This window comes from Pseudoalteromonas sp. SWN29 (assembly GCF_015864465.1).
Taxonomy (GTDB): Bacteria; Pseudomonadota; Gammaproteobacteria; order Enterobacterales; family Alteromonadaceae; genus Pseudoalteromonas.
The window spans coordinates 1-18,061 of the sequence record NZ_JADYXE010000007.1 but is presented as its reverse complement, the minus strand read 5'-3'; the positions used below and the strand labels follow the sequence as shown (position 1 = coordinate 18,061).

Annotated in this window: 17 protein-coding genes; 10 read left to right on the top strand and 7 right to left on the bottom strand. The window is 39.8% G+C overall.

All coding sequences use genetic code 11. The features are described from left to right. Positions 1-19: 19 nt before the first annotated feature. The 3 genes from leuB to fabR form a co-directional block, all read right to left on the bottom strand. Positions 20-1,096, bottom strand: a complete 1,077-nt coding sequence (gene leuB / locus I6F53_RS03960) for a 3-isopropylmalate dehydrogenase (protein ID WP_007582207.1) — start codon at positions 1,094-1,096, stop codon at positions 20-22. Beyond that, on the bottom strand, positions 1,093-2,646 hold the full coding sequence (gene leuA, locus I6F53_RS03955) for a 2-isopropylmalate synthase (protein WP_033040549.1): 1,554 nt from the start codon (positions 2,644-2,646) through the stop codon (positions 1,093-1,095). The genes leuB and leuA overlap by 4 nt, the downstream gene beginning before the upstream one ends. A gap of 405 nt (positions 2,647-3,051) precedes the next feature. Continuing rightward, a complete protein-coding gene (fabR, locus tag I6F53_RS03950; protein WP_166421497.1) occupies positions 3,052-3,675 on the bottom strand; it encodes an HTH-type transcriptional repressor FabR in 624 nt (207 codons plus the stop codon). A gap of 127 nt (positions 3,676-3,802) precedes the next feature. On the opposite strand from fabR, the gene I6F53_RS03945 reads away from it, so the two are divergent. Continuing rightward, positions 3,803-4,936, top strand: coding sequence for an acyl-CoA desaturase (locus tag I6F53_RS03945; RefSeq protein WP_197180010.1), 1,134 nt, complete (start codon positions 3,803-3,805; stop codon positions 4,934-4,936). A 13-nt stretch (positions 4,937-4,949) separates the two neighbouring features. After that, a complete protein-coding gene (gene sthA / locus I6F53_RS03940; protein WP_182193767.1) occupies positions 4,950-6,380 on the top strand; it encodes a Si-specific NAD(P)(+) transhydrogenase in 1,431 nt (476 codons plus the stop codon). A gap of 95 nt (positions 6,381-6,475) precedes the next feature. Here sthA and hemE read toward each other — a convergent pair whose 3' ends face one another. Continuing rightward, positions 6,476-7,540 (bottom strand): uroporphyrinogen decarboxylase, encoded by a 1,065-nt coding sequence (gene hemE / locus I6F53_RS03935; RefSeq protein WP_002961084.1) that lies wholly within the window; start codon positions 7,538-7,540, stop codon positions 6,476-6,478. Between the two features lie 530 nt (positions 7,541-8,070). Here hemE and I6F53_RS03930 point away from each other — a divergent pair. Next, complete coding sequence (locus I6F53_RS03930) at positions 8,071-8,541, top strand: Rsd/AlgQ family anti-sigma factor (RefSeq protein ID WP_007582240.1); 471 nt, start codon at positions 8,071-8,073, stop codon at positions 8,539-8,541. 65 nt (positions 8,542-8,606) lie between these two features. On the opposite strand, the gene fkpA is transcribed toward I6F53_RS03930, so the two are convergent. Next, positions 8,607-9,353 (bottom strand): FKBP-type peptidyl-prolyl cis-trans isomerase, encoded by a 747-nt coding sequence (gene fkpA / locus I6F53_RS03925; RefSeq protein ID WP_007582243.1) that lies wholly within the window; start codon positions 9,351-9,353, stop codon positions 8,607-8,609. 215 nt (positions 9,354-9,568) lie between these two features. On the opposite strand from fkpA, the gene I6F53_RS03920 reads away from it, so the two are divergent. Together I6F53_RS03920 and I6F53_RS03915 are read left to right on the top strand one after the other, a co-directional pair. Then, positions 9,569-10,567 carry a WD40 repeat domain-containing protein gene (locus I6F53_RS03920; protein WP_197180008.1) on the top strand — a complete coding sequence of 333 codons (999 nt, stop codon included), beginning with the start codon at positions 9,569-9,571 and terminating at the stop codon, positions 10,565-10,567. Further along, positions 10,554-10,769 carry a SlyX family protein gene (locus I6F53_RS03915; RefSeq protein ID WP_007378900.1) on the top strand — a complete coding sequence of 72 codons (216 nt, stop codon included), beginning with the start codon at positions 10,554-10,556 and terminating at the stop codon, positions 10,767-10,769. The genes I6F53_RS03920 and I6F53_RS03915 overlap by 14 nt, the downstream gene beginning before the upstream one ends. 33 nt (positions 10,770-10,802) lie before the next feature. On the opposite strand, the gene I6F53_RS03910 is transcribed toward I6F53_RS03915, so the two are convergent. Beyond that, a complete protein-coding gene (locus I6F53_RS03910) occupies positions 10,803-11,006 on the bottom strand; it encodes a YheV family putative zinc ribbon protein (RefSeq protein ID WP_004589620.1) in 204 nt (67 codons plus the stop codon). 132 nt (positions 11,007-11,138) lie between these two features. On the opposite strand from I6F53_RS03910, the gene I6F53_RS03905 reads away from it, so the two are divergent. Beyond that, entirely contained in the window at positions 11,139-13,061 is a 1,923-nt protein-coding gene (locus I6F53_RS03905) for an ATP-binding cassette domain-containing protein (protein WP_197238562.1), read from the top strand. Next, on the top strand, positions 13,045-13,464 hold the full coding sequence (locus I6F53_RS03900; RefSeq protein ID WP_197238561.1) for a TIGR02444 family protein: 420 nt from the start codon (positions 13,045-13,047) through the stop codon (positions 13,462-13,464). The genes I6F53_RS03905 and I6F53_RS03900 overlap by 17 nt, the downstream gene beginning before the upstream one ends. Positions 13,465-13,594: 130 nt before the next feature. Here the strand turns inward: I6F53_RS03900 and I6F53_RS03895 are convergent, their stop codons facing one another. Then, positions 13,595-14,542 carry a HEPN domain-containing protein gene (locus tag I6F53_RS03895; protein ID WP_197238559.1) on the bottom strand — a complete coding sequence of 316 codons (948 nt, stop codon included), beginning with the start codon at positions 14,540-14,542 and terminating at the stop codon, positions 13,595-13,597. A 577-nt stretch (positions 14,543-15,119) separates the two neighbouring features. On the opposite strand from I6F53_RS03895, the gene I6F53_RS03890 reads away from it, so the two are divergent. Genes I6F53_RS03890 through I6F53_RS03880 form a run of 3 tightly spaced genes read left to right on the top strand, consistent with a single transcriptional unit; the run spans position 15,120 to position 17,617 of the window. Further along, positions 15,120-16,112 (top strand): hydrolase, encoded by a 993-nt coding sequence (locus tag I6F53_RS03890; RefSeq protein WP_165741905.1) that lies wholly within the window; start codon positions 15,120-15,122, stop codon positions 16,110-16,112. Beyond that, entirely contained in the window at positions 16,109-16,363 is a 255-nt protein-coding gene (locus I6F53_RS03885; protein ID WP_197179996.1) for a YheU family protein, read from the top strand. Before I6F53_RS03890 ends, I6F53_RS03885 begins: the two co-directional genes overlap by 4 nt. 57 nt (positions 16,364-16,420) lie before the next feature. Then, positions 16,421-17,617, top strand: a complete 1,197-nt coding sequence (locus tag I6F53_RS03880; protein ID WP_197238558.1) for a dipeptidase — start codon at positions 16,421-16,423, stop codon at positions 17,615-17,617. The last annotated feature ends 444 nt before the right edge of the window (positions 17,618-18,061 follow it).

Sequence of the window (18,061 nt, the reverse complement as noted above, 5' to 3'; positions counted from 1 at the left end):
CTGCAACTTTAATATGTTATTAAATGCGTGAAACGATGGCTGCTGCCACATCGCTTGTGCTGTAACCTGCATTTGGATATATATCTGGTGTACCAACGCCTGCTTCTACGGCTTCTGCTACTGCTTTTTCAATGGTGCGTGCAGCTTCGTCTTGTCCTAGCGAGTAACGTAGCATTAATGCGGCACTTAAAATTTGTGCTATTGGGTTTGCAACGCCTTTACCTGCAATATCTGGCGCTGAGCCACCCGCTGGCTCGTATAAGCCAAAGCCCGATTGGTTCAAGCTTGCCGATGGTAATAAGCCCATTGAACCTGTGATCATGGCGCACTCATCTGACAAAATATCGCCAAATAAGTTATCGCAAAGTAGTACATCAAACTGGCTAGGCTGCTTAACTAACTGCATAGCCGCGTTATCTACGTATATGTAGTCTAAGCTTACTTCTGGGTAGTCTTTGCTTACTTCGGTTACTACTTCGCGCCATAATACGCTTGATGCTAATACATTGGCTTTATCAACAGATGTTACGTGGTTACTACGTAGCTTTGCAGCTTCAAAAGCAAAGCGGGCAATACGTTCAATTTCTTTTCGTGAGTATGTTTGCGTATCAAATGCAAACTCTTCTGCGCCTTCACCACTGCGGCCTTTTTCGCCAAAGTAAATGCCGCCAGTTAGTTCGCGCACACATAAAATATCAAAGCCTTTTTCGCTAATATCTGCGCGAAGTGGCGACGCTGCACTTAATGCAGGTAATAATTGTGCAGGGCGTAAATTACAAAACAAACCAAAGTGCTTACGAAGCGGCAATAACGATGCGCGCTCCGGTTGCTCATTTGGTGGTAAGTTTTCCCATTTAGGACCGCCTACCGAACCAAATAAAATAGCGTCTGAGTTTTCACACGCAGTAAGCGTGCTCTCTGGTAATGCTTTACCAAATTCGTCAATGGCTGCACCGCCAATTGCATAATGCTCGCGGTTTAGGGTAAAACCAAACTTATTGCTTACAGCATCAAGTACTTGCTCTGCTGCTGCCATTACTTCTGGGCCAATACCGTCGCCAGCTAATACCGCAACGCTGTAGTTTGTTTTACTCATCCTGCTTTCCTTTGTTGTTTTAAATCAGACACCTTTTGTGCACGATAAATTAAGTTATAAACACGGATCATGGCGCGTACCGACGCTTCAACCACATCCGCTGCAATGCCCGCACCGTGATAAGGTCGGCCATTATATTTAGCTATTATATTTACTTGCCCTAATGAGCTTGCACCTTGGCCTGTCGCTTCTAAGTTATATTCAATCATTTCAACGCTCATACCGGTTAAGCGCTCAATAGCTGCAAACGAGGCTTCTACTGGGCCATTGCCCGTCGCGGCTTCTTGTTTAGCTTCGCCATCAATACGCATGCCAATGGTAGAGCTTGCTACCGATTGTGAGTTAGAGGCTGAGTTAACAAATTCTAATTGGTATTTTTCGTCTTTGTCGTTAATTTGATTAAAGTAAATCATTGCCTCAAGGTCGTAATCGTATACGGTGCCTTTTTGGTCAGCCAACTCAATAAAGCTTTTATATAAGCCATCCATATCGTAATCAGATTTTTGATAGCCTAACTCTTCTAAACGATGCTCAATAACATGACGACCCGAACGCGAAGTCATATTTAATTGGTTGCTTGGCACACCAACGCTTTCTGGCGACATAATCTCATAAGTATTTTGCGCTTTTAATACACCATCTTGGTGAATGCCAGAACTATGTGCAAAGGCGTTTTCGCCAACAATTGCTTTATTTGGTTGTACTGGCATATTACAAATTTTAGCCACTTGACGAGATGCGCGGTAAATTTCTTCACTTTTAATATCTGTGTATACTTTTAAGTGGTCGTGGCGCATTTTCATGATCATCGCCACTTCTTCAAGTGAGCAGTTACCAGCACGTTCACCAATGCCATTAATAGTACACTCAATTTGGCGTGCGCCGGCTTGCACTGCTGCCACCGAGTTTGCTACTGCTAAACCTAAATCGTTGTGGCAATGCACACTTAAGCGCGCTTTATCAATATTTGGCACGTTATTCATTAAATGGCGGATCATAGCGGCGTATTCGTCTGGCGTTACAAAACCAACGGTATCTGGCAAGTTAATAGTTGAAGCTCCAGCATTAATTGCCTGCTCAACAATTTTACATAAATCCCAATGCGGCGTACGACCAGCATCTTCACACGAAAACTCAACATCATCAGTATAGTTACGTGCCAATTTAATTGATTTAACGGCCATTGCTGTTGCATCGTCTAGGCTCATACGTAATTTATGTTCAAGGTGCAAAGGGCTTGTAGCAATAAAAGTATGAATACGGCTTTGCTGAGCTGTGCGAAGTGCTTCGCCACAGGCTTCAATGTCTTTAGCAACTGAGCGCGCTAAACCACAAATAATCGGGCCTTTTACTTCGGTTGCAATACGTTGCACCGAGCGAAAATCAGCAGGGCTCGAAACCGGAAAACCCACTTCCATCACATCCACATTCAAGCGGCTAATTGTATGTGCTAATTGAATTTTATCATCTTCAGTAAGGCTTGCTTTAAGCGCCTGTTCGCCATCACGTAAGGTGGTATCAAAAATCCATACTTTATCTTGCTCTTGCATAACTGCCCCTCATTCCTATGTTACCCAAATTTCAATTAATCCCAGCCGCGAGATAAAAAAAACCCCGCAATTGCGGGGTTTTTAGTGTTCAACTCGATGCAAACACACTAATCCCCGCTTACTTGCCATAGCAGTAAGAGGTTAAGTTTTAGTGTAATTAAACGAATAATATGCATCTTGTTTTCTTGTGTGTGTGTTCAGTGAAGCCTATTTTTAACATTCATAGCCGCACCAAGCAAGCATAAATATTCCACATAATAGATTTAAAAACGATTCAATTGGGTTTTTTAATTTAACATAGGTCAACATAGGGAATTAAAATAACAAATACGCAACTAGTGGCGCTTAAATTAATAAGCACTGCAATATACCGTGCTTATATTAACTTTTTGCAATTTTTTTAAGCTATGCCTCTTTATTCGTTTCTCTTACGTAATGCGACGCACCGCGAGTAATATAACGTAATTGCCAAATAACGCGCTCAATCAATTCGTCGCGTTGTAGCCCTTCTATGTCGAGCGCTTCTGCGCCGGCATTAAATACCAGAGTGACCATAGATTCAGCCTGAATATAGGCATGCATGGAGTTACATTTGGTTTCGCTTTCTAAATAATGAGCCAGCTCTAAAATAAAATGTTTTACCTCGCGCGCTACTGCGGCTCTAAATGCTTTAGACGTACCAGAGCGTTCTCGTAGCAATAATCTAAATTGGTTACTTGAGTTATCAATAAACTCCATAAACGTAACCACTGAGGTGTTTATAACACTGCCGCCATCGTTTGCTATGCGCCTACGTGCTTGACGCATTAGTTGGCGAAGAGTTAAACCTGCTTCGTCTACCATGGTTAAGCCAAGCTCATCCATGTCTTTAAAATGACGATAAAAAGAAGTTGGGGCAATACCGGCTTCTCGCGCAACTTCGCGTAAACTTAAATTAGAAAAACTATGATCAGCACTCAGCTGATTAAATGCCGCCTCAATTAAAGCCTGTCGTGTTTTTTGTTTCTGTTGCGCTCTAACACCCGACATCAACAGCTCCTAGAATGAATTTATGTGAATTTTTAGTGAAAATGTGCCTAATTCCCTAGTCTAATACTTGACGCCAAGAGTTTGAAATACTATTTTAGCTTACAGTTGTACGCTGAGATTGAGAATTATGAATAAACCACCGATTATTTGGACAAACGTCCTGTTTTTTAGCCTAACCTTTTTGGCGGCTGCCACCCTTGTACCTTGGTACGCTATTAGCTACGGATTTACCAGCGCGCATTGGATTGCTTTTGTAGGCTGCATGTTTTATGCGGGCTTATCTATTACTGCCGGTTACCACCGATTATGGGCACATAAAACCTATAACGCACACCCTGCGGTTGAATTTATTTTTGCGCTTGGCGGTGCTTTTGCACTACAAAACAGTGCTTTGCACTGGAGTAGCGATCACCGTGTACATCACGGCCAAGTTGACGACCCAATAAAAGACCCTTACGCAGCTACTAATGGCTTTTGGTACAGCCATATTGGCTGGATGTTACGTGACTACCAAGGCGATAGCTATAACGACTATAGTAATTGTCGTGATTTACAACGAAATAAAGTCGTTACGTGGCAACATAAGCACTACTTAAAACTAGCTATTGCTATGAACGTAGGTTTGCCACTCGCACTAGGCTTAATGGTAGGTGATGTATGGGGTATGTTAATTCTTGCAGGCTTACTACGCTTAGTACTAAGCCAACACTTTACTTTTTTTATTAATTCGGTTGCACATATTTGGGGTTCTCGCCCATACACCGAAAAAAATACAGCACGCGATAACGGCTTTTTAGCATTATTTACTTATGGCGAGGGTTACCATAACTTCCACCATATTTTTGCAAGCGACTATCGTAACGGTATTAAATGGTTTCATTACGATCCAACAAAATGGATGATTCGCTCTTTAGCAGCTGTTGGTTTAGCTAATAAATTAAAGCGTACGCCAGTTGAACGCATCGAAAAAGCGAAGGCCGAAACGCTAATGGGTAAAACGCAAACGCGTCTTGCAAAATTGCCTTTAGCGCAAGATAAGCTTACATTATTACAACAAGAGTACGATTTACTGCTGAAAAAACTGCAGAATTATTGTTCACTACAAAAACAAGTGTTAGAAGTTAAAAAAAATAACATGGCAAAGCAGTGTGAACGCTCAGCATTAATGGCACAATACCATGAGTTGGAAGCCGCCTGGGAAAATCAAAAACAGGCATGGCTAGCACTTAATGCGAGGTTATTAAAAGCCTCTTTTAATTAATTTAGGAGTGGCTGTGGCCAAACAACCAGAACAAAAAAAAGTACCCGTGACATACCAATATGATGCAATAATTATTGGCACGGGTCCTGGCGGTGAAGGTACCGCCATGAACCTTTCAAAAAATGACAAAAAAGTAGCGGTTATTGAACGCCAAGAAGCTGTTGGTGGCGGTTGTGTGCATTGGGGAACAATTCCTTCAAAAGCGCTTCGCCACTCTGTTAGCCGTTATATTGAATACAAAGCAAACCCGTTATTTAATGTTGGCGAGCGTCCTAGCCGCTTAACATTTCCTGATATTTTGCGTCATGCCAGTTCTGTTATTTCTAAGCAATCTAATTTACGTAGCAGCTTTTACGATCGCAACCGCATTCATATGTTTCAAGGTGATGCGAGCTTTGTAGATAAGCACACAATTGAAATAAAAAGAAATGATGGCTCAACTGAGCGACTAACTGCTAAAACAATTGTTATAGCGACCGGTTCACGCCCTTACCGCCCGCCTGAAGTCGATTTTACGCATTCTCGTATTTACGAAAGCGATACAATACTTGGCCTTGAACATGACCCTCATCGCGTACTTATTTATGGCGCTGGTGTAATTGGTTGTGAGTACGCTTCTATATTTAAAGGTTTAGGCGCTAAAGTTGATTTAGTTAATACACGCGACCGACTACTTGCTTTTATGGATGCTGAAATATCTGACGCGCTTAGCTATCACTTTTGGAACAGCGGTATTGTTATTCGTCATAACGAAGAGTTTGACCGAATAGAGACCCGTGACGACTGCGTTATTATGCATTTAAAATCAGGCAAACGCGTAAAAGCTGACTGTATTTTATTTGCTAATGGCCGTACTGGTAACACTGATACGCTAAACCTTGAAGCCATTGGTTTAAAAGCCGATAGCCGTGGCCAATTAAAAGTTAACGAAACATATCAAACAGAAATTGATAACGTTTACGCTGTAGGTGATGTAATTGGCTATCCAAGCCTTGCAAGTGCTGCGTTTGACCAAGGTCGCATAGCTGCTGATGCCATTGCGTGTGGTAACTGTGACGACCGCCTGATTGTTGATATTCCAGCTGGTATTTATACCATCCCAGAAATGAGCTCAGTAGGTAAAACAGAGCAAGAACTTACAGCCGCTAAAGTACCGTATGAAGTTGGCCGTGCACAGTTTAAGCATTTGGCTCGCGCGCAAATTGCTGGTACTGAAGTAGGTAGTTTAAAAATATTATTCCACACTGAAACCAAAGAAGTACTTGGCGTACATTGTTTTGGCGAGCGTGCCTCTGAAATTGTTCACATTGGCCAAGCCATTATGGAGCAAAAAAATGGTGGCAATAATATCGACTACTTTGTAAATACCACATTTAACTACCCAACCATGGCTGAAGCCTACCGTGTTGCGGCATTAAATGGTTTAAATCGCTTATTTAAATAAGTAGTTTTAAAAGCCTTTATAAATAGATAACAAAAAACCCGCAACTTAGCGGGTTTTTTACTTTTAAACAGTTTTAAAGTTTATTTAAGTAGCTATTACTTATGGTACTTAGCACTTAGCTCATGTACTGCATTAATGAATACACCAGCATTTTCAGGGTCTACATCTGGTGTAATACCGTGGCCTAAGTTAAACACGTGGCCATTGCCTGTACCGAAGTCTTCTAAAATAGTGCCTACTTCTTGGCGAATACGCTCTGGTGTACCGTGTAACATAGATGGATCCATATTACCTTGTAGAGCTACTTTATCACCCACACGGCGTTTAGCGTCGCTAATATTAATAGTCCAATCAAGACCAATTGCATCACAACCTGTTGCTGCAATAGCTTCAATCCATTGACCACCATTTTTAGTGAACAAAGTAACCGGTACTTTACGACCATCGTATTCACGAATTAAGCCATCTACAATTTTATGCATATATTGCAGTGAAAATTCGTTGTAATCGCGCGGGCTTAATACACCACCCCATGAGTCAAATACCATTAGCGATTGCGCGCCAGCTTTAATTTGAGCATTTAAATAATCAATAACTGAGTCAGCTAACTTATCGAGTAATAAATGAAGTGTTTGCGGCTCTGCAAACGCCATTTTTTTGATTTTACCAAATACTTTGCTGCTACCGCCTTCAACCATGTAAGTTGCTAGTGTCCAAGGTGAACCAGAAAAACCAATGAGCGGTACTTCACCCTTAAGCTCACGACGAATAGTGCTTACTGCGTTCATTACGTAGCCAAGCTCGTCTGTAGGGTCTAACTTTGGAATTTTTTTAACATCAGCAAGTGATGAAATAGGACGTTCAAATTTAGGGCCTTCGCCAGTTTCAAAGTAAAGACCTAAACCCATCGCATCTGGAATCGTTAAAATATCACTAAATAATATAGCGGCATCTAACGGGTAGCGACGTAGTGGCTGCAGTGTTACTTCACATGCAAGCTCAGCATTACGGCACAGGCTCATAAAATCGCCCGCTTGTGCACGTGTAGCGCGATACTCTGGTAAATAGCGTCCTGCTTGGCGCATCATCCATACCGGAGTTACATCAACAGGTTGTTTTGCAAGTGCACGTAAATAACGGTCGTTTTTTAATTCGCTCATGGCGTAAATGATCCTAAGACTTGTATAAATTGTGCAAGATTGTACCACCATATTCTCCGACCCTCTATTGCTTAGGGACGAAAACAGCTTTACCTAGAGGCAGATCAATATAATGGCGTGCTTTAATCCATTTTGACTATAAAGTAAGCAAAAAAGAATAACATTTAAAACTTTTTATTAATATGTTTGCAACATTACAAAAACCTTGTTATTGTTTGTCCCGCGTTAACAAAAAAAATAATAAAAATCTTAAAACAATAAAAATAAATGTTTTAAAATAATAACAATAAAAATCATCTCATAAAAATAAGAAAGCTTGTTATAACAAGTCACTGAAAGAAATTAGACCACCGTAACTGGTGGTTTTTTCTTGCCTAAAATAAAATCCCTCGCCTTAGATTATATAAAAAGGTACACCCCTCAAAGTAGCTCAACTTTACTTGTTGATATACTCGCAAATTAAATATATCTTGATGTACATAAACTTATTATATTCTAATTGAAAGACCAACCCAGCTAGGAGAACAGTTATGCTGACGCGTGTAGAAAAAGCTCAACAAAAATGGGGTGGTAGCCACACAGTAATTGATAAATGGCTAAACGAACGCCAAGACCTTATTGTACTTTATTGCAAAATTGCAGGTTTTACGCCGTACGAAAAACAAGATCAAGCATTGCCAGAGCCAAAACTAATTGAATCATTTTGCCAACTTTTAATGGATTACCTATCTGCGGGCCATTTTGAAGTGTATGACGATATAGCAAAAGCATGTGAAAAAAAGGGCTTACAGAGCCAAGAGCTTGCAAACTCTATTTACCCGCGTATTTCCAGTACAACCGACATAGCGTTAGATTTTAATGATAAGTACGCTGAAGTAGACAAAGAAGACTTGTTAAAGGGTTTTGATGATGACTTGTCTGTTATTGGTGAGGCATTAGAAGCACGCTTTGCACTTGAAGATGAGCTTATTGATAACTTGTTTTCTAATCACGCAAACTAATATGTTATTTACGCATATTAAAAAAGGGACCTAAGGTCCCTTTTTGCATTTACACAATAAGCTTATTATTGTGCTGGTGCTTCTTCATTTTGAATTTCAAGTAATTCAACTTCAAATACAAGTGTTGAATTAGCTGGAATCTTACCTAAGTCGCGGTCGCCGTAAGCAAGTTCTGAAGGAATAGTGAACTTGTACTTAGAACCCACTGACATAAGTTGTAAACCTTCAGTCCAACCAGCAATTACGCGGTTAAGAGGGAAAGTTGTAGGTTCGTTACGTGCATATGAGCTATCAAACTCAGTACCGTCTAATAAAGTACCTTTGTAGTGTACTTTAACTACGTCTGTTGCTACTGGCTTTTCGCCATCGCCTTCGCTAAGTACTTCATACTGCAGGCCAGACTCAGTTACTGTAACGCCTTCTTTTTTAGCGTTGTCAGCTAGGTATTTAACACCCGCTTCTTTGCTTTTTTCAGACTCTACTTTTGCTTTTTCTTCTTGCTTAGTACGTACTGATGTATCTAGTTCAGTTAATACTTCGCGAATTTTTTCTTCGTCAATTTTTGCATTACCAGCAAGTGCATCTTCAAAACCACGGATTAGAAGTGCTTGGTCTAGCTCAATACCAATTTCTGTTTTGTCTGCTAGGTCTTTATTTAAAAAGTTACCTACAGATGCACCAATACCGTATGCTTGTTGCTGTTCTACAGTGTCTAATTTAACTTCAGCTTGTTCTTTTTTTGCTTCTTGATTACAAGCTGTAAGCGCTAAAACTGACGCTGCAATCAATGACAATCTAATCGTCTTTTTCATTTTAAATCTCCGACACACTTTGCAGTTGTCATTTTAATGTATTATTACTAGTTAAAGATTAACGGCCCACATGATAGGCTGCTTGTTTAATGACTAAATTCCACATTGTTAGCTAAACTAAAAACATATCCAGTGATTAGACAAACAACCTAGGCATTTAACGCGTCCTAGTCTAACCTCTCAGTCACTAAGAGTTAAGGGGAAATACCTGTAATATGTCGATATTTCGTACTTTTTTAATCGTATTTAGCTGTTTTTTAGCCATCGCCTGTACCGATAAAAAGCAACACGCTGTAGCAAGTTACGAACATGCTGCACAAGGTGCGTTTTCATCAACACTTTCAAACGATGGTAAATACAGTTTGATCTCCTCTATCAACCATGGGGTCGCCCTGTGGGATAATCAACAGCAGGTACTAAAATACCAATGGTTTCAGCAGCAAGCTCAAGACAGTTTGGTATACGCCGTTGCTATTGCTTTTGATAACAGCGTGGCTGTTACCGCCGAAAAAACCACGTTTGCTGTGTGGGATATAGCCACAGGCAAAAATAAAGGTTATTACAAAATACAAAAAGCCAGTATTCGCGATATTGCTATTAGCAATCAAGGCCGTAGTGTTTTATACGGCCGTAGCGACGGCGTTGTCGTATTTGTAAACCTAGAAACCGGACGTCGTATTGAGTTTTTAGGTCATCAAGATAAAGTTAACACCGTTGACCTATCACCTAACGGACGCTACGCCTTAAGTGGCTCTAACGATTATGTTGCTTACTTTTGGGATACACGTACAGGGCAAGTAATTCATCGTTTTAATCACCCAACGCGTGTTACCCAAGTGACGCTCGATCCACAGGGTCGCTATGCGTTTACGGCCGACAGTATGGCACAAGCAAATGTATGGAAGCTGACTACAGGTGATCTTGTGAGTAAACTGAAGTATATTGCGCGTCAGAAAATTTTTACTGCTGTGCGTTTTAACGAACAAGGCACTTTGCTTGCAACCGGCTCGCCAAATAAGCGCGTAGATTTGTGGCAAATACTAAGCGGCGAAAAAATTCAAACTTGGCAGGTTACCCCGCGCGAAGGCAGTAAGCCTAAATCGGCGGTGGTGCTAGATGTGACATTTACAGATAACGGTAAGTCGTTGTTAACCGAAAGCTCCAGCGGTATCGCAGAGCGATTTATTATACGAGAGAATAATGAACACAATTGAACATCGCTTAATGGAACTTGAAGCCAAAGTGGCTTTTCAAGACGAAACGATTGAAGTTTTAAATGATGAAATAAAAGTGCATCAGCAACTTTTAGCAAAAATGAAACGCCAAACAGAGCTGCTAGCAGAAAAAATTAAAGAGTCGCAGTCATCATCGTCTATGATGTCTGAAGCACCTGAGCCGCCTCCACCGCATTACTAAAGCCGGTAAAAATTAGGCAATAAAAAAACCGGGTTAGTCGCCCGGTTTAAACACACCAATTACTTGTTCAAATTGGCGAGTCGACGCCTGAACAGCGTTATCGGGTTGCGCCATTTTATGACCGCACTCAACACACTCTACTTTTTCAACATCATGTTCTCTGTATAGCATCATAGTATCCATGGCTTTACACTCAGGGCACGATGCACCAGCAATAAATCGCTTCTTTTGTCTCACAACATTTTTCCTGTGGTTTGAACTGCCGTTATTTTATCGTATAACTTCACTTGTTGATACGCTTGATAAGAGCATTAAGTTCTATGTTATGATAGCGCCAACTTAACAAGGGCACAGCAAAGTAACGCATTCATGATCCAAATCTCAGAAATAGAACTACTTCGTGGCGGTAAAGCCTTATTAAAAAACGCATCAGCTACGTTATTTCCAGAGCACAAAGTAGGCCTTGTTGGCGCTAATGGCTGTGGTAAATCTACGTTATTTGGTTTACTAAAATCTGAATTGCAACTCGATGCCGGTAATTGCAGTATTCCAAAAGATTGGTCTATTGCCTCAGTAAAACAAGAAACCCCTGCCCTTGAAATAAGCGCCATTGACTATGTACTTCAAGGCCACCCAGAATACTATGCAATGCGTATAGCACTGCGTGAGGCCGAGAAAAACAACGATGGCGACACACAAGCCAAAGTACATATTCAGCTTGAAAACATTAAAGGTTACAGCATTGAATCAACCGCTGGTGAGCTATTACACGGCTTAGGCTTTGCTAATAACCTAATAGAAAACCCTGTAAGCTCGTTTTCGGGTGGTTGGCGTATGCGTTTAAACCTTGCCCAAGCATTAATACGCGACGCCGATTTACTACTTCTCGATGAGCCAACAAACCACCTTGATTTAGATGCCGTTTATTGGCTTGAACGCTTTTTACGTGCGTATACAGGCACCCTTGTGCTTATATCGCATGACCGTGAATTTTTAGATGCCGTGGTTGATCAAATTTGGCATGTAGATAAACAACTTATCAATGTGTACAAAGGTAACTACTCGCAGTTTGAACGCCAAAAAGCAGAGCGTTTATTACAACAACAAGCGATGTTTGATAAGCAACAAGATCAAATTGCGCACCTTGAGCAGTTTATAACGCGCTTTAAAGCAAAAGCCAGTAAAGCTAAACAAGCACAAAGCCGTGTAAAAGCGCTTGAACGCATGGAAAAATTAGCACCAGCACATGCCGACTCGCCATTTAACTTTGAGTTTGCAGAGCCAAAAGCATTACCAAACCCACTAATGACAATAGATAAAGCCAAAGCGGGTTATGGTGACGTCACCATTTTAAATAATATAGAGCTAAACCTAGTACCAGGCAGCCGAATTGCTTTACTTGGAAGAAATGGTGCGGGTAAATCAACGTTAATTAAACTGCTTTCTGGCGACTTAGAGCCACAAGCGGGCGAAGTTGTGCAGCACCATGGTTTAAATATTGGTTATTTTGCGCAGCATCAGCTTGAATCGCTTGATTTAAAAGCCAGTGCAATAACGCATATACAACGACTCGATCCTAAAGCTACTGAGCAATCACTACGTGACTTTTTAGGTGGTTTTGCCTTTATTGGCGATAAAGCCCTTGAGCCTGTAGCTCCTTTTTCGGGCGGCGAAAAAGCACGTTTAGTACTTGCCATGTTGGTATATCAAAAACCAAACTTATTACTACTCGATGAGCCAACTAACCACCTTGATTTAGAAATGCGCCACGCGCTTGTTATGGCCCTGCAAGGTTTTGAAGGCGCTATGGTTACCGTATCGCATGATCGCCATATGCTTAAAAATACCGCCGATGAGTTTTATTTAGTCGATGACGGCAAAGTAACGCAATTTGGTTACGACTTAGATGCGTATTATCAATGGCTACTTAACGCCAATAAAGAAGCAGTTAAAGCACAGCAAAGCGACGAACCTAAAGCTAATCCGGGCGTTAACCGAAAAGAGCAAAAGCGCTTAGAGGCTGAGTTTAGAAAAGCCACTCAGCCACTTAAAAAGCAAATTGAAAAGCTTGAAAAGCAACTCGATAAATTTACTGCAGAGCTTAGCGAAGTGGAAGTAGCCCTTGGCGACAACGAACTCTACAACGACGACAACAAAGCCAAACTCAAAGAGTTATTGGCCAAGCAAGCAACGCTTACGCCTAAACTTAACGACATTGAAGAAGAGCTACTGATGGCACTTGAAGAAATGGAAGAAAAAGAACAGGCATTCGCCGATGAACTTGCTCAATAGCGACCATTTTTGGCAATTTGCGTGCACCCTGTACGCAAAGCCTGCTCAACAAACAACCTTGCTGGCACTACAAAACCAGCAAGGTAAAAATGTAAATTTGTGCTTGTTACTGCTTTATTTAGACTCATTAAATTTAAGCGTTAACGCCGAGCAATTAAGTACGTTAATAAACGTAATTTATGAGTTTGATAACCAAGCTTTGCAACCGCTACGTGCTGCACGTAGCTATTTAAAAACGAACCAAAATACAATAAATGATTACGCCACAATACGCGAAGAGTTACTAAGCGCTGAGCTAAAACTTGAAAAACAACAGCAACATATGTTGATTGAAGCAGTAAATGAGTTTGAATTAATCGAGCATACAGAACCAAACAATATTGAGCTATATGTGGAAGTATAGTTTGAATTATTATTGTTTTAAGCAGTTTAAGAGTATGAAGTAAATAATGAAGTGGTAGTAAAAAAACTACAGATACAAGTAGTCCTAATATTTTACTAATTAAGCTTACAGTAATATTAACCTCTTAGGTTTAACAATTTCTAATATCATTCACTAAATCAAAGTCTTTAATTGATAATTTAATAAGTTCTTTCGCCACTTGATCTAAAAAATAATTTACATTTTCAATAGATTTTAAAATCTTGTAGTCCTTAGAAAAATCATATTTTTGACCATGAGCAATATCACTTCTTAATCCATATAACTTTGCCCATAGCTTTGGATATCCTATTTCTTCAAAAAAAACATGATATTTTATCGTATTATCAAATCGCTTAGATAATAGGTTTATCTTATGTTTAATTTGATGAGTTACTGAATCTAGAGTTTCAGTTAATCGAGGCTTGTGAGCGATTAGTGATTCAATTATAGAGAATAGTGATAATGTTAGTAATTTAGAGCCTACATCTAAACTTCCTGATGAAGAATACAACTCTAAAACAAATTCAATCTTTTCATATTTGGTTTGCTCACGGCCTATAAAATTATATAAATTTTTTAGTTTTTGAAGTTCAGCTGTACTTACTTTTTGAGATACCTTTCGTGACTGTTCTGCAAGTAATTCAATTTGGGAATGACCGCCATATAAAACACTTTTGCCTTCCCTTTTTTGATTGGGCCCTTTGTACATAAAAGTCGAACCAAATTGTAATTTAGGATTAATTAGCGTAGAAACTTTACCAAGTGTAAACACTTGTGAATTAGAACCATTAAAAGCAATGACCCAACATCTTGTTTTATTACTTTGAGCATATATGATCTTTTTAGTGCCCTTATCTTCAACTTCTATAGCCTCTTCATTAAATGGAACGACCCAACGGGCTGCTGAGCCATACGCTTCTTTTAAATGCTCATTTAGCTGTTCGATCTCCGATGAAGTTGCAGATCGAAGTATCATATTTTCTGACAACATAAAAGGTAAGTCGATTTCTTCGAAATAAACATTGCTAAATATGAATGCAATTCCACTTAGTTTCATAATTTATCCAGCCCCTTATTAATTTCTGCACAATTCTCATAAGTATATATAACCTTTTTCTTCACATCAAAACCTAGCATCAACATAACCTAACTAAACAATCATCCCTGTATCTTGATAAATAATTATAATATTCTAGGTATAGCTGCTAGAACTTCAGCAAATCAACCTACTACCTAGCTAATCACACTTAAAATATGATCTAAATCAACTTAGATTCGCTCCTACATCTGCTTATGTAAATAACTTGATCTCGATCACGTTGGGCCTTCTAAACACCGCTTATGATTAACCCATCAACAACGAGGGGAACAAATCATGAGCGTATTCTTTAGAGATTTTTTTACAGATCCAGTTTTATTTATGTCTTTTGGGTTTTTAACTATCGTTGTTTCTTTGTGTATCTTTTTTGCTTTTTTCTTTCTGAAAAAAATACATGATGCAGAAATTCCTGACCAAAATTAAGCACGACGCACTAAAGCGCCTTATTAGTTTACTAGTTAGGCGCTTTTTATTTTCTGAAGCGAAAAATTTGATACACTAGCTTTTCGTTTAATACAAAGTGCGTAGTACAAACATGATCTCTCAGTTCAAACCAGCATGGTGGATGACCAATCGTCACGTTCAGACCATAATGCCGCGTTTTTTCCGCCCATTTCACCACACTCGCTACGAACTTGAGCAACTTGATACACCTGATGGTGACTTTATTGAGCTCGCATGGTCACTTCCACATAACGAAACAGCTCCACTTGCCGTTGTTTTACATGGCCTTGAAGGCAATATAAATAGCTTTTATGCCAAAGGCATGATGAAGGCGTTAAAAAAACAAGGTTACGCAGTGGTGCTTATGCACTTTAGAAATTGCTCAACTGAAGTAAATCGCCTACCTCGCGCTTATCACAGCGGTGACACCGCCGATTTAGCCTTTTTTATAAATCACTTAAAGCTGCAATTCCCTGAGCGCACTATGGTCGCTGTAGGTTTTTCGTTAGGCGGTAACGTACTGGCCAAATACTTAGGTGAACAATCACAAGCATGCCCACTAAGTGCTGCAGCGGTGGTATCGGCGCCTTATGATTTGTCGTCATCAAGTGATGTTATTCGTAAAAGTTTAGGTAAAATTTATCAAAAGTATTTGCTCGATCGCATGAAAAAGTCGATGCAACGTAAATTGCCGCAAATTAAGCAGCAAATTCCTATAACTACCGATCAATTAATGAATATTGATGATTTATTAGAGTTTGATAACCAACTTACAGCACCGTTACACGGTTTTGAAAATGCTCACGATTACTATCGTAAAGCCAGTGCCATGCCGTACTTAAAAGATATCGCTATACCCACACTTATTATTCATGCCAAAGACGACCCAATGCTCTCAATTAAGGCCGTACCGAGTAGGCAAGATGTAAGTGAGCATGTTACGCTGCGCATCTCTGACAAGGGCGGACACGTTGGTTTTATTAGCGGTAAAAATCCGTTTAAGCCCATATTTTGGTTAGAGAAAGCCGTGCCATGCTATTTTGGGCAACATGTTTTAGGCAACGCAAACAAAGAGCAATTATGATTATCCCTTTTGAACAACTCGATAAAGATACACTATACAACCTAATAGAAAGCTATGTACTGCGCGAAGGCACTGATTATGGTGAAGTAGAAGCAAGCATTGAATCTAAAGTTAACCAAGTTAAGCTACAGCTTAAAAATGGCGAAGCAATGGTGTTTTTCTCTGAATTACATGAGTCTGTAACTATCATTTCGAAGGGCGAATTTAAAGCGCTGCAAAGTGAAGAGCATCAAGCAGAGTCGTTTGATTAGCACTTGTAACTTTTGAATTGAACGTACACAATGGCTTTTTACCCAAAGAGCCAAAACATGATAAAACTCAGCACTCTAGTGGTAGCCGTATCACTAGCATTAACTAGTCAAGTCCATGCAGAACAATCAATAACAGCATCCGACAAAGCAATTAAACTCGCTAAAGACACCATTTTAATTGATACCCATATCGACGTACCTTATCGAATTCACGAAAGCTGGGTTGATGTAACTAAAGCGACAACTGATGGCGATTTTGACTACCCTCGCGCTGTAAAAGGCGGTTTAAACGCACCGTTTATGTCGATTTATATTCCTGCGCATTTGGAATTTGAAGGTAAAGGAAAAAGCTACCAACTAGCCAATCAAATGATTGATAGTATGGAAGCTATAGCCCAGCGCGCACCCGATAAGTTTGCTATTGCCAGCTCAAGCACTGATATAGAAGAGCAGTTTAAGCAAGGTAAGCTGTCTATTGCAATGGGTATGGAAAATGGATCTCCTATCGAAGGAGATATGAAAAACCTTCAGCACTTTTACGACCGCGGTATTCGCTACATCACGCTAGCGCACTCGCAAAGCAACCATATTTCAGATTCGTCTTATGATATTCGCCGCAAATGGAAAGGTTTAAGCCCATTTGGTAAAAAGCTAATTACTGAAATGAATAATATTGGTATGTTAATCGACGTTTCTCATATTTCTGATGATGCGTTTTATCAGGTTATGGATCTCTCTAAAACACCCGTAATTGCCTCTCATTCATCACTTCGTAAATATACTCCTGGCTTTGAGCGTAATATGAATGACGATATGTTATTAGCACTTAAAGAAAATGGCGGTGTTATTCAAATCAACTTTGGCTCAAGTTTTGTTACCGCTAAAGCAGGCAGTTGGGGCAAGCAGTTAAAAAGTACAAAAGAGTCGGTTAAAAAAGACGGGACTAAATTAAGCAAAGATTTTGATGCTGTATACCGTGCCAAAAACCCTTACCCATTTGCAAGCCTTGAGCAAGTACTTGATCATATTGATCACGTAGTTGAGCTAATTGGTATTGATTATGTCGGTATTGGCTCCGATTATGATGGAGTAGGCGATTCATTACCTATCGGTTTAAAAGATGTATCTAGCTACCCTAACCTTGTTCAAGGTTTAATGGATAGAGATTACAGCGATGCTGATATTAAAAAAATTCTTAGCGGTAATTTATTAAGAGTTTTAAAGCAAGCTGAAGAGTATGCTAAAAAGCATTAAAGCTTTTATCATATATTAGTAATTGGCTAAAAGACCAAGAGCTAACTCAATATAAGCGCGGCCTAGCCGTGCTTTTTTATTGGTACCAATTTTATTAAAAGCATGATCATTTTAACGTATTAAATAGCCCATTAACTGCGTAGTTATCTTCAGCAATCTTTTTCCTCGGGTTTCGTAAAACTCAACCCAAGCTACGGCAATAAAGCTATAACGAAAAGCCAATCACTTTTCTTCAGGTATTAAAAAAGGCCACCTAAGTGACCTTTTTCTAATAATTAACTTTAAGGTTAATTATTACGCTACGATAGTTGCTACAAAGTACCTACGCCTAAGATAAGAGCGCCACCTTCATATGACACTTTTCTTCAGGCATTAAAAAACCCGAGACTAAGCTCGGGCTTTTTGGTAACAATTAGCTAGGCTAATAATTACGCTACGATAGTT

What these genes read in the sequence shown, in the direction of transcription:
- leuA (WP_033040549.1), bottom strand. Translation starts at nt 2,646, where the DNA reads ATGCAAGAGCAAGATAAAGTATGGATTTTTGATACCACCTTACGTGAT.
- fabR (WP_166421497.1), bottom strand. Translation starts at nt 3,675, where the DNA reads ATGTCGGGTGTTAGAGCGCAACAGAAACAAAAAACACGACAGGCTTTA.
- I6F53_RS03915 (WP_007378900.1), top strand. Translation starts at nt 10,554, where the DNA reads ATGAACACAATTGAACATCGCTTAATGGAACTTGAAGCCAAAGTGGCT.
- I6F53_RS03900 (WP_197238561.1), top strand. Translation starts at nt 13,045, where the DNA reads ATGAACTTGCTCAATAGCGACCATTTTTGGCAATTTGCGTGCACCCTG.
- fkpA (WP_007582243.1), bottom strand. Translation starts at nt 9,353, where the DNA reads ATGAAAAAGACGATTAGATTGTCATTGATTGCAGCGTCAGTTTTAGCG.
- I6F53_RS03895 (WP_197238559.1), bottom strand. Translation starts at nt 14,542, where the DNA reads ATGAAACTAAGTGGAATTGCATTCATATTTAGCAATGTTTATTTCGAA.
- hemE (WP_002961084.1), bottom strand. Translation starts at nt 7,540, where the DNA reads ATGAGCGAATTAAAAAACGACCGTTATTTACGTGCACTTGCAAAACAA.
- leuB (WP_007582207.1), bottom strand. Translation starts at nt 1,096, where the DNA reads ATGAGTAAAACAAACTACAGCGTTGCGGTATTAGCTGGCGACGGTATT.
- I6F53_RS03885 (WP_197179996.1), top strand. Translation starts at nt 16,109, where the DNA reads ATGATTATCCCTTTTGAACAACTCGATAAAGATACACTATACAACCTA.
- I6F53_RS03930 (WP_007582240.1), top strand. Translation starts at nt 8,071, where the DNA reads ATGCTGACGCGTGTAGAAAAAGCTCAACAAAAATGGGGTGGTAGCCAC.
- I6F53_RS03890 (WP_165741905.1), top strand. Translation starts at nt 15,120, where the DNA reads ATGATCTCTCAGTTCAAACCAGCATGGTGGATGACCAATCGTCACGTT.
- I6F53_RS03880 (WP_197238558.1), top strand. Translation starts at nt 16,421, where the DNA reads ATGATAAAACTCAGCACTCTAGTGGTAGCCGTATCACTAGCATTAACT.
- I6F53_RS03920 (WP_197180008.1), top strand. Translation starts at nt 9,569, where the DNA reads ATGTCGATATTTCGTACTTTTTTAATCGTATTTAGCTGTTTTTTAGCC.
- I6F53_RS03905 (WP_197238562.1), top strand. Translation starts at nt 11,139, where the DNA reads ATGATCCAAATCTCAGAAATAGAACTACTTCGTGGCGGTAAAGCCTTA.
- I6F53_RS03945 (WP_197180010.1), top strand. Translation starts at nt 3,803, where the DNA reads ATGAATAAACCACCGATTATTTGGACAAACGTCCTGTTTTTTAGCCTA.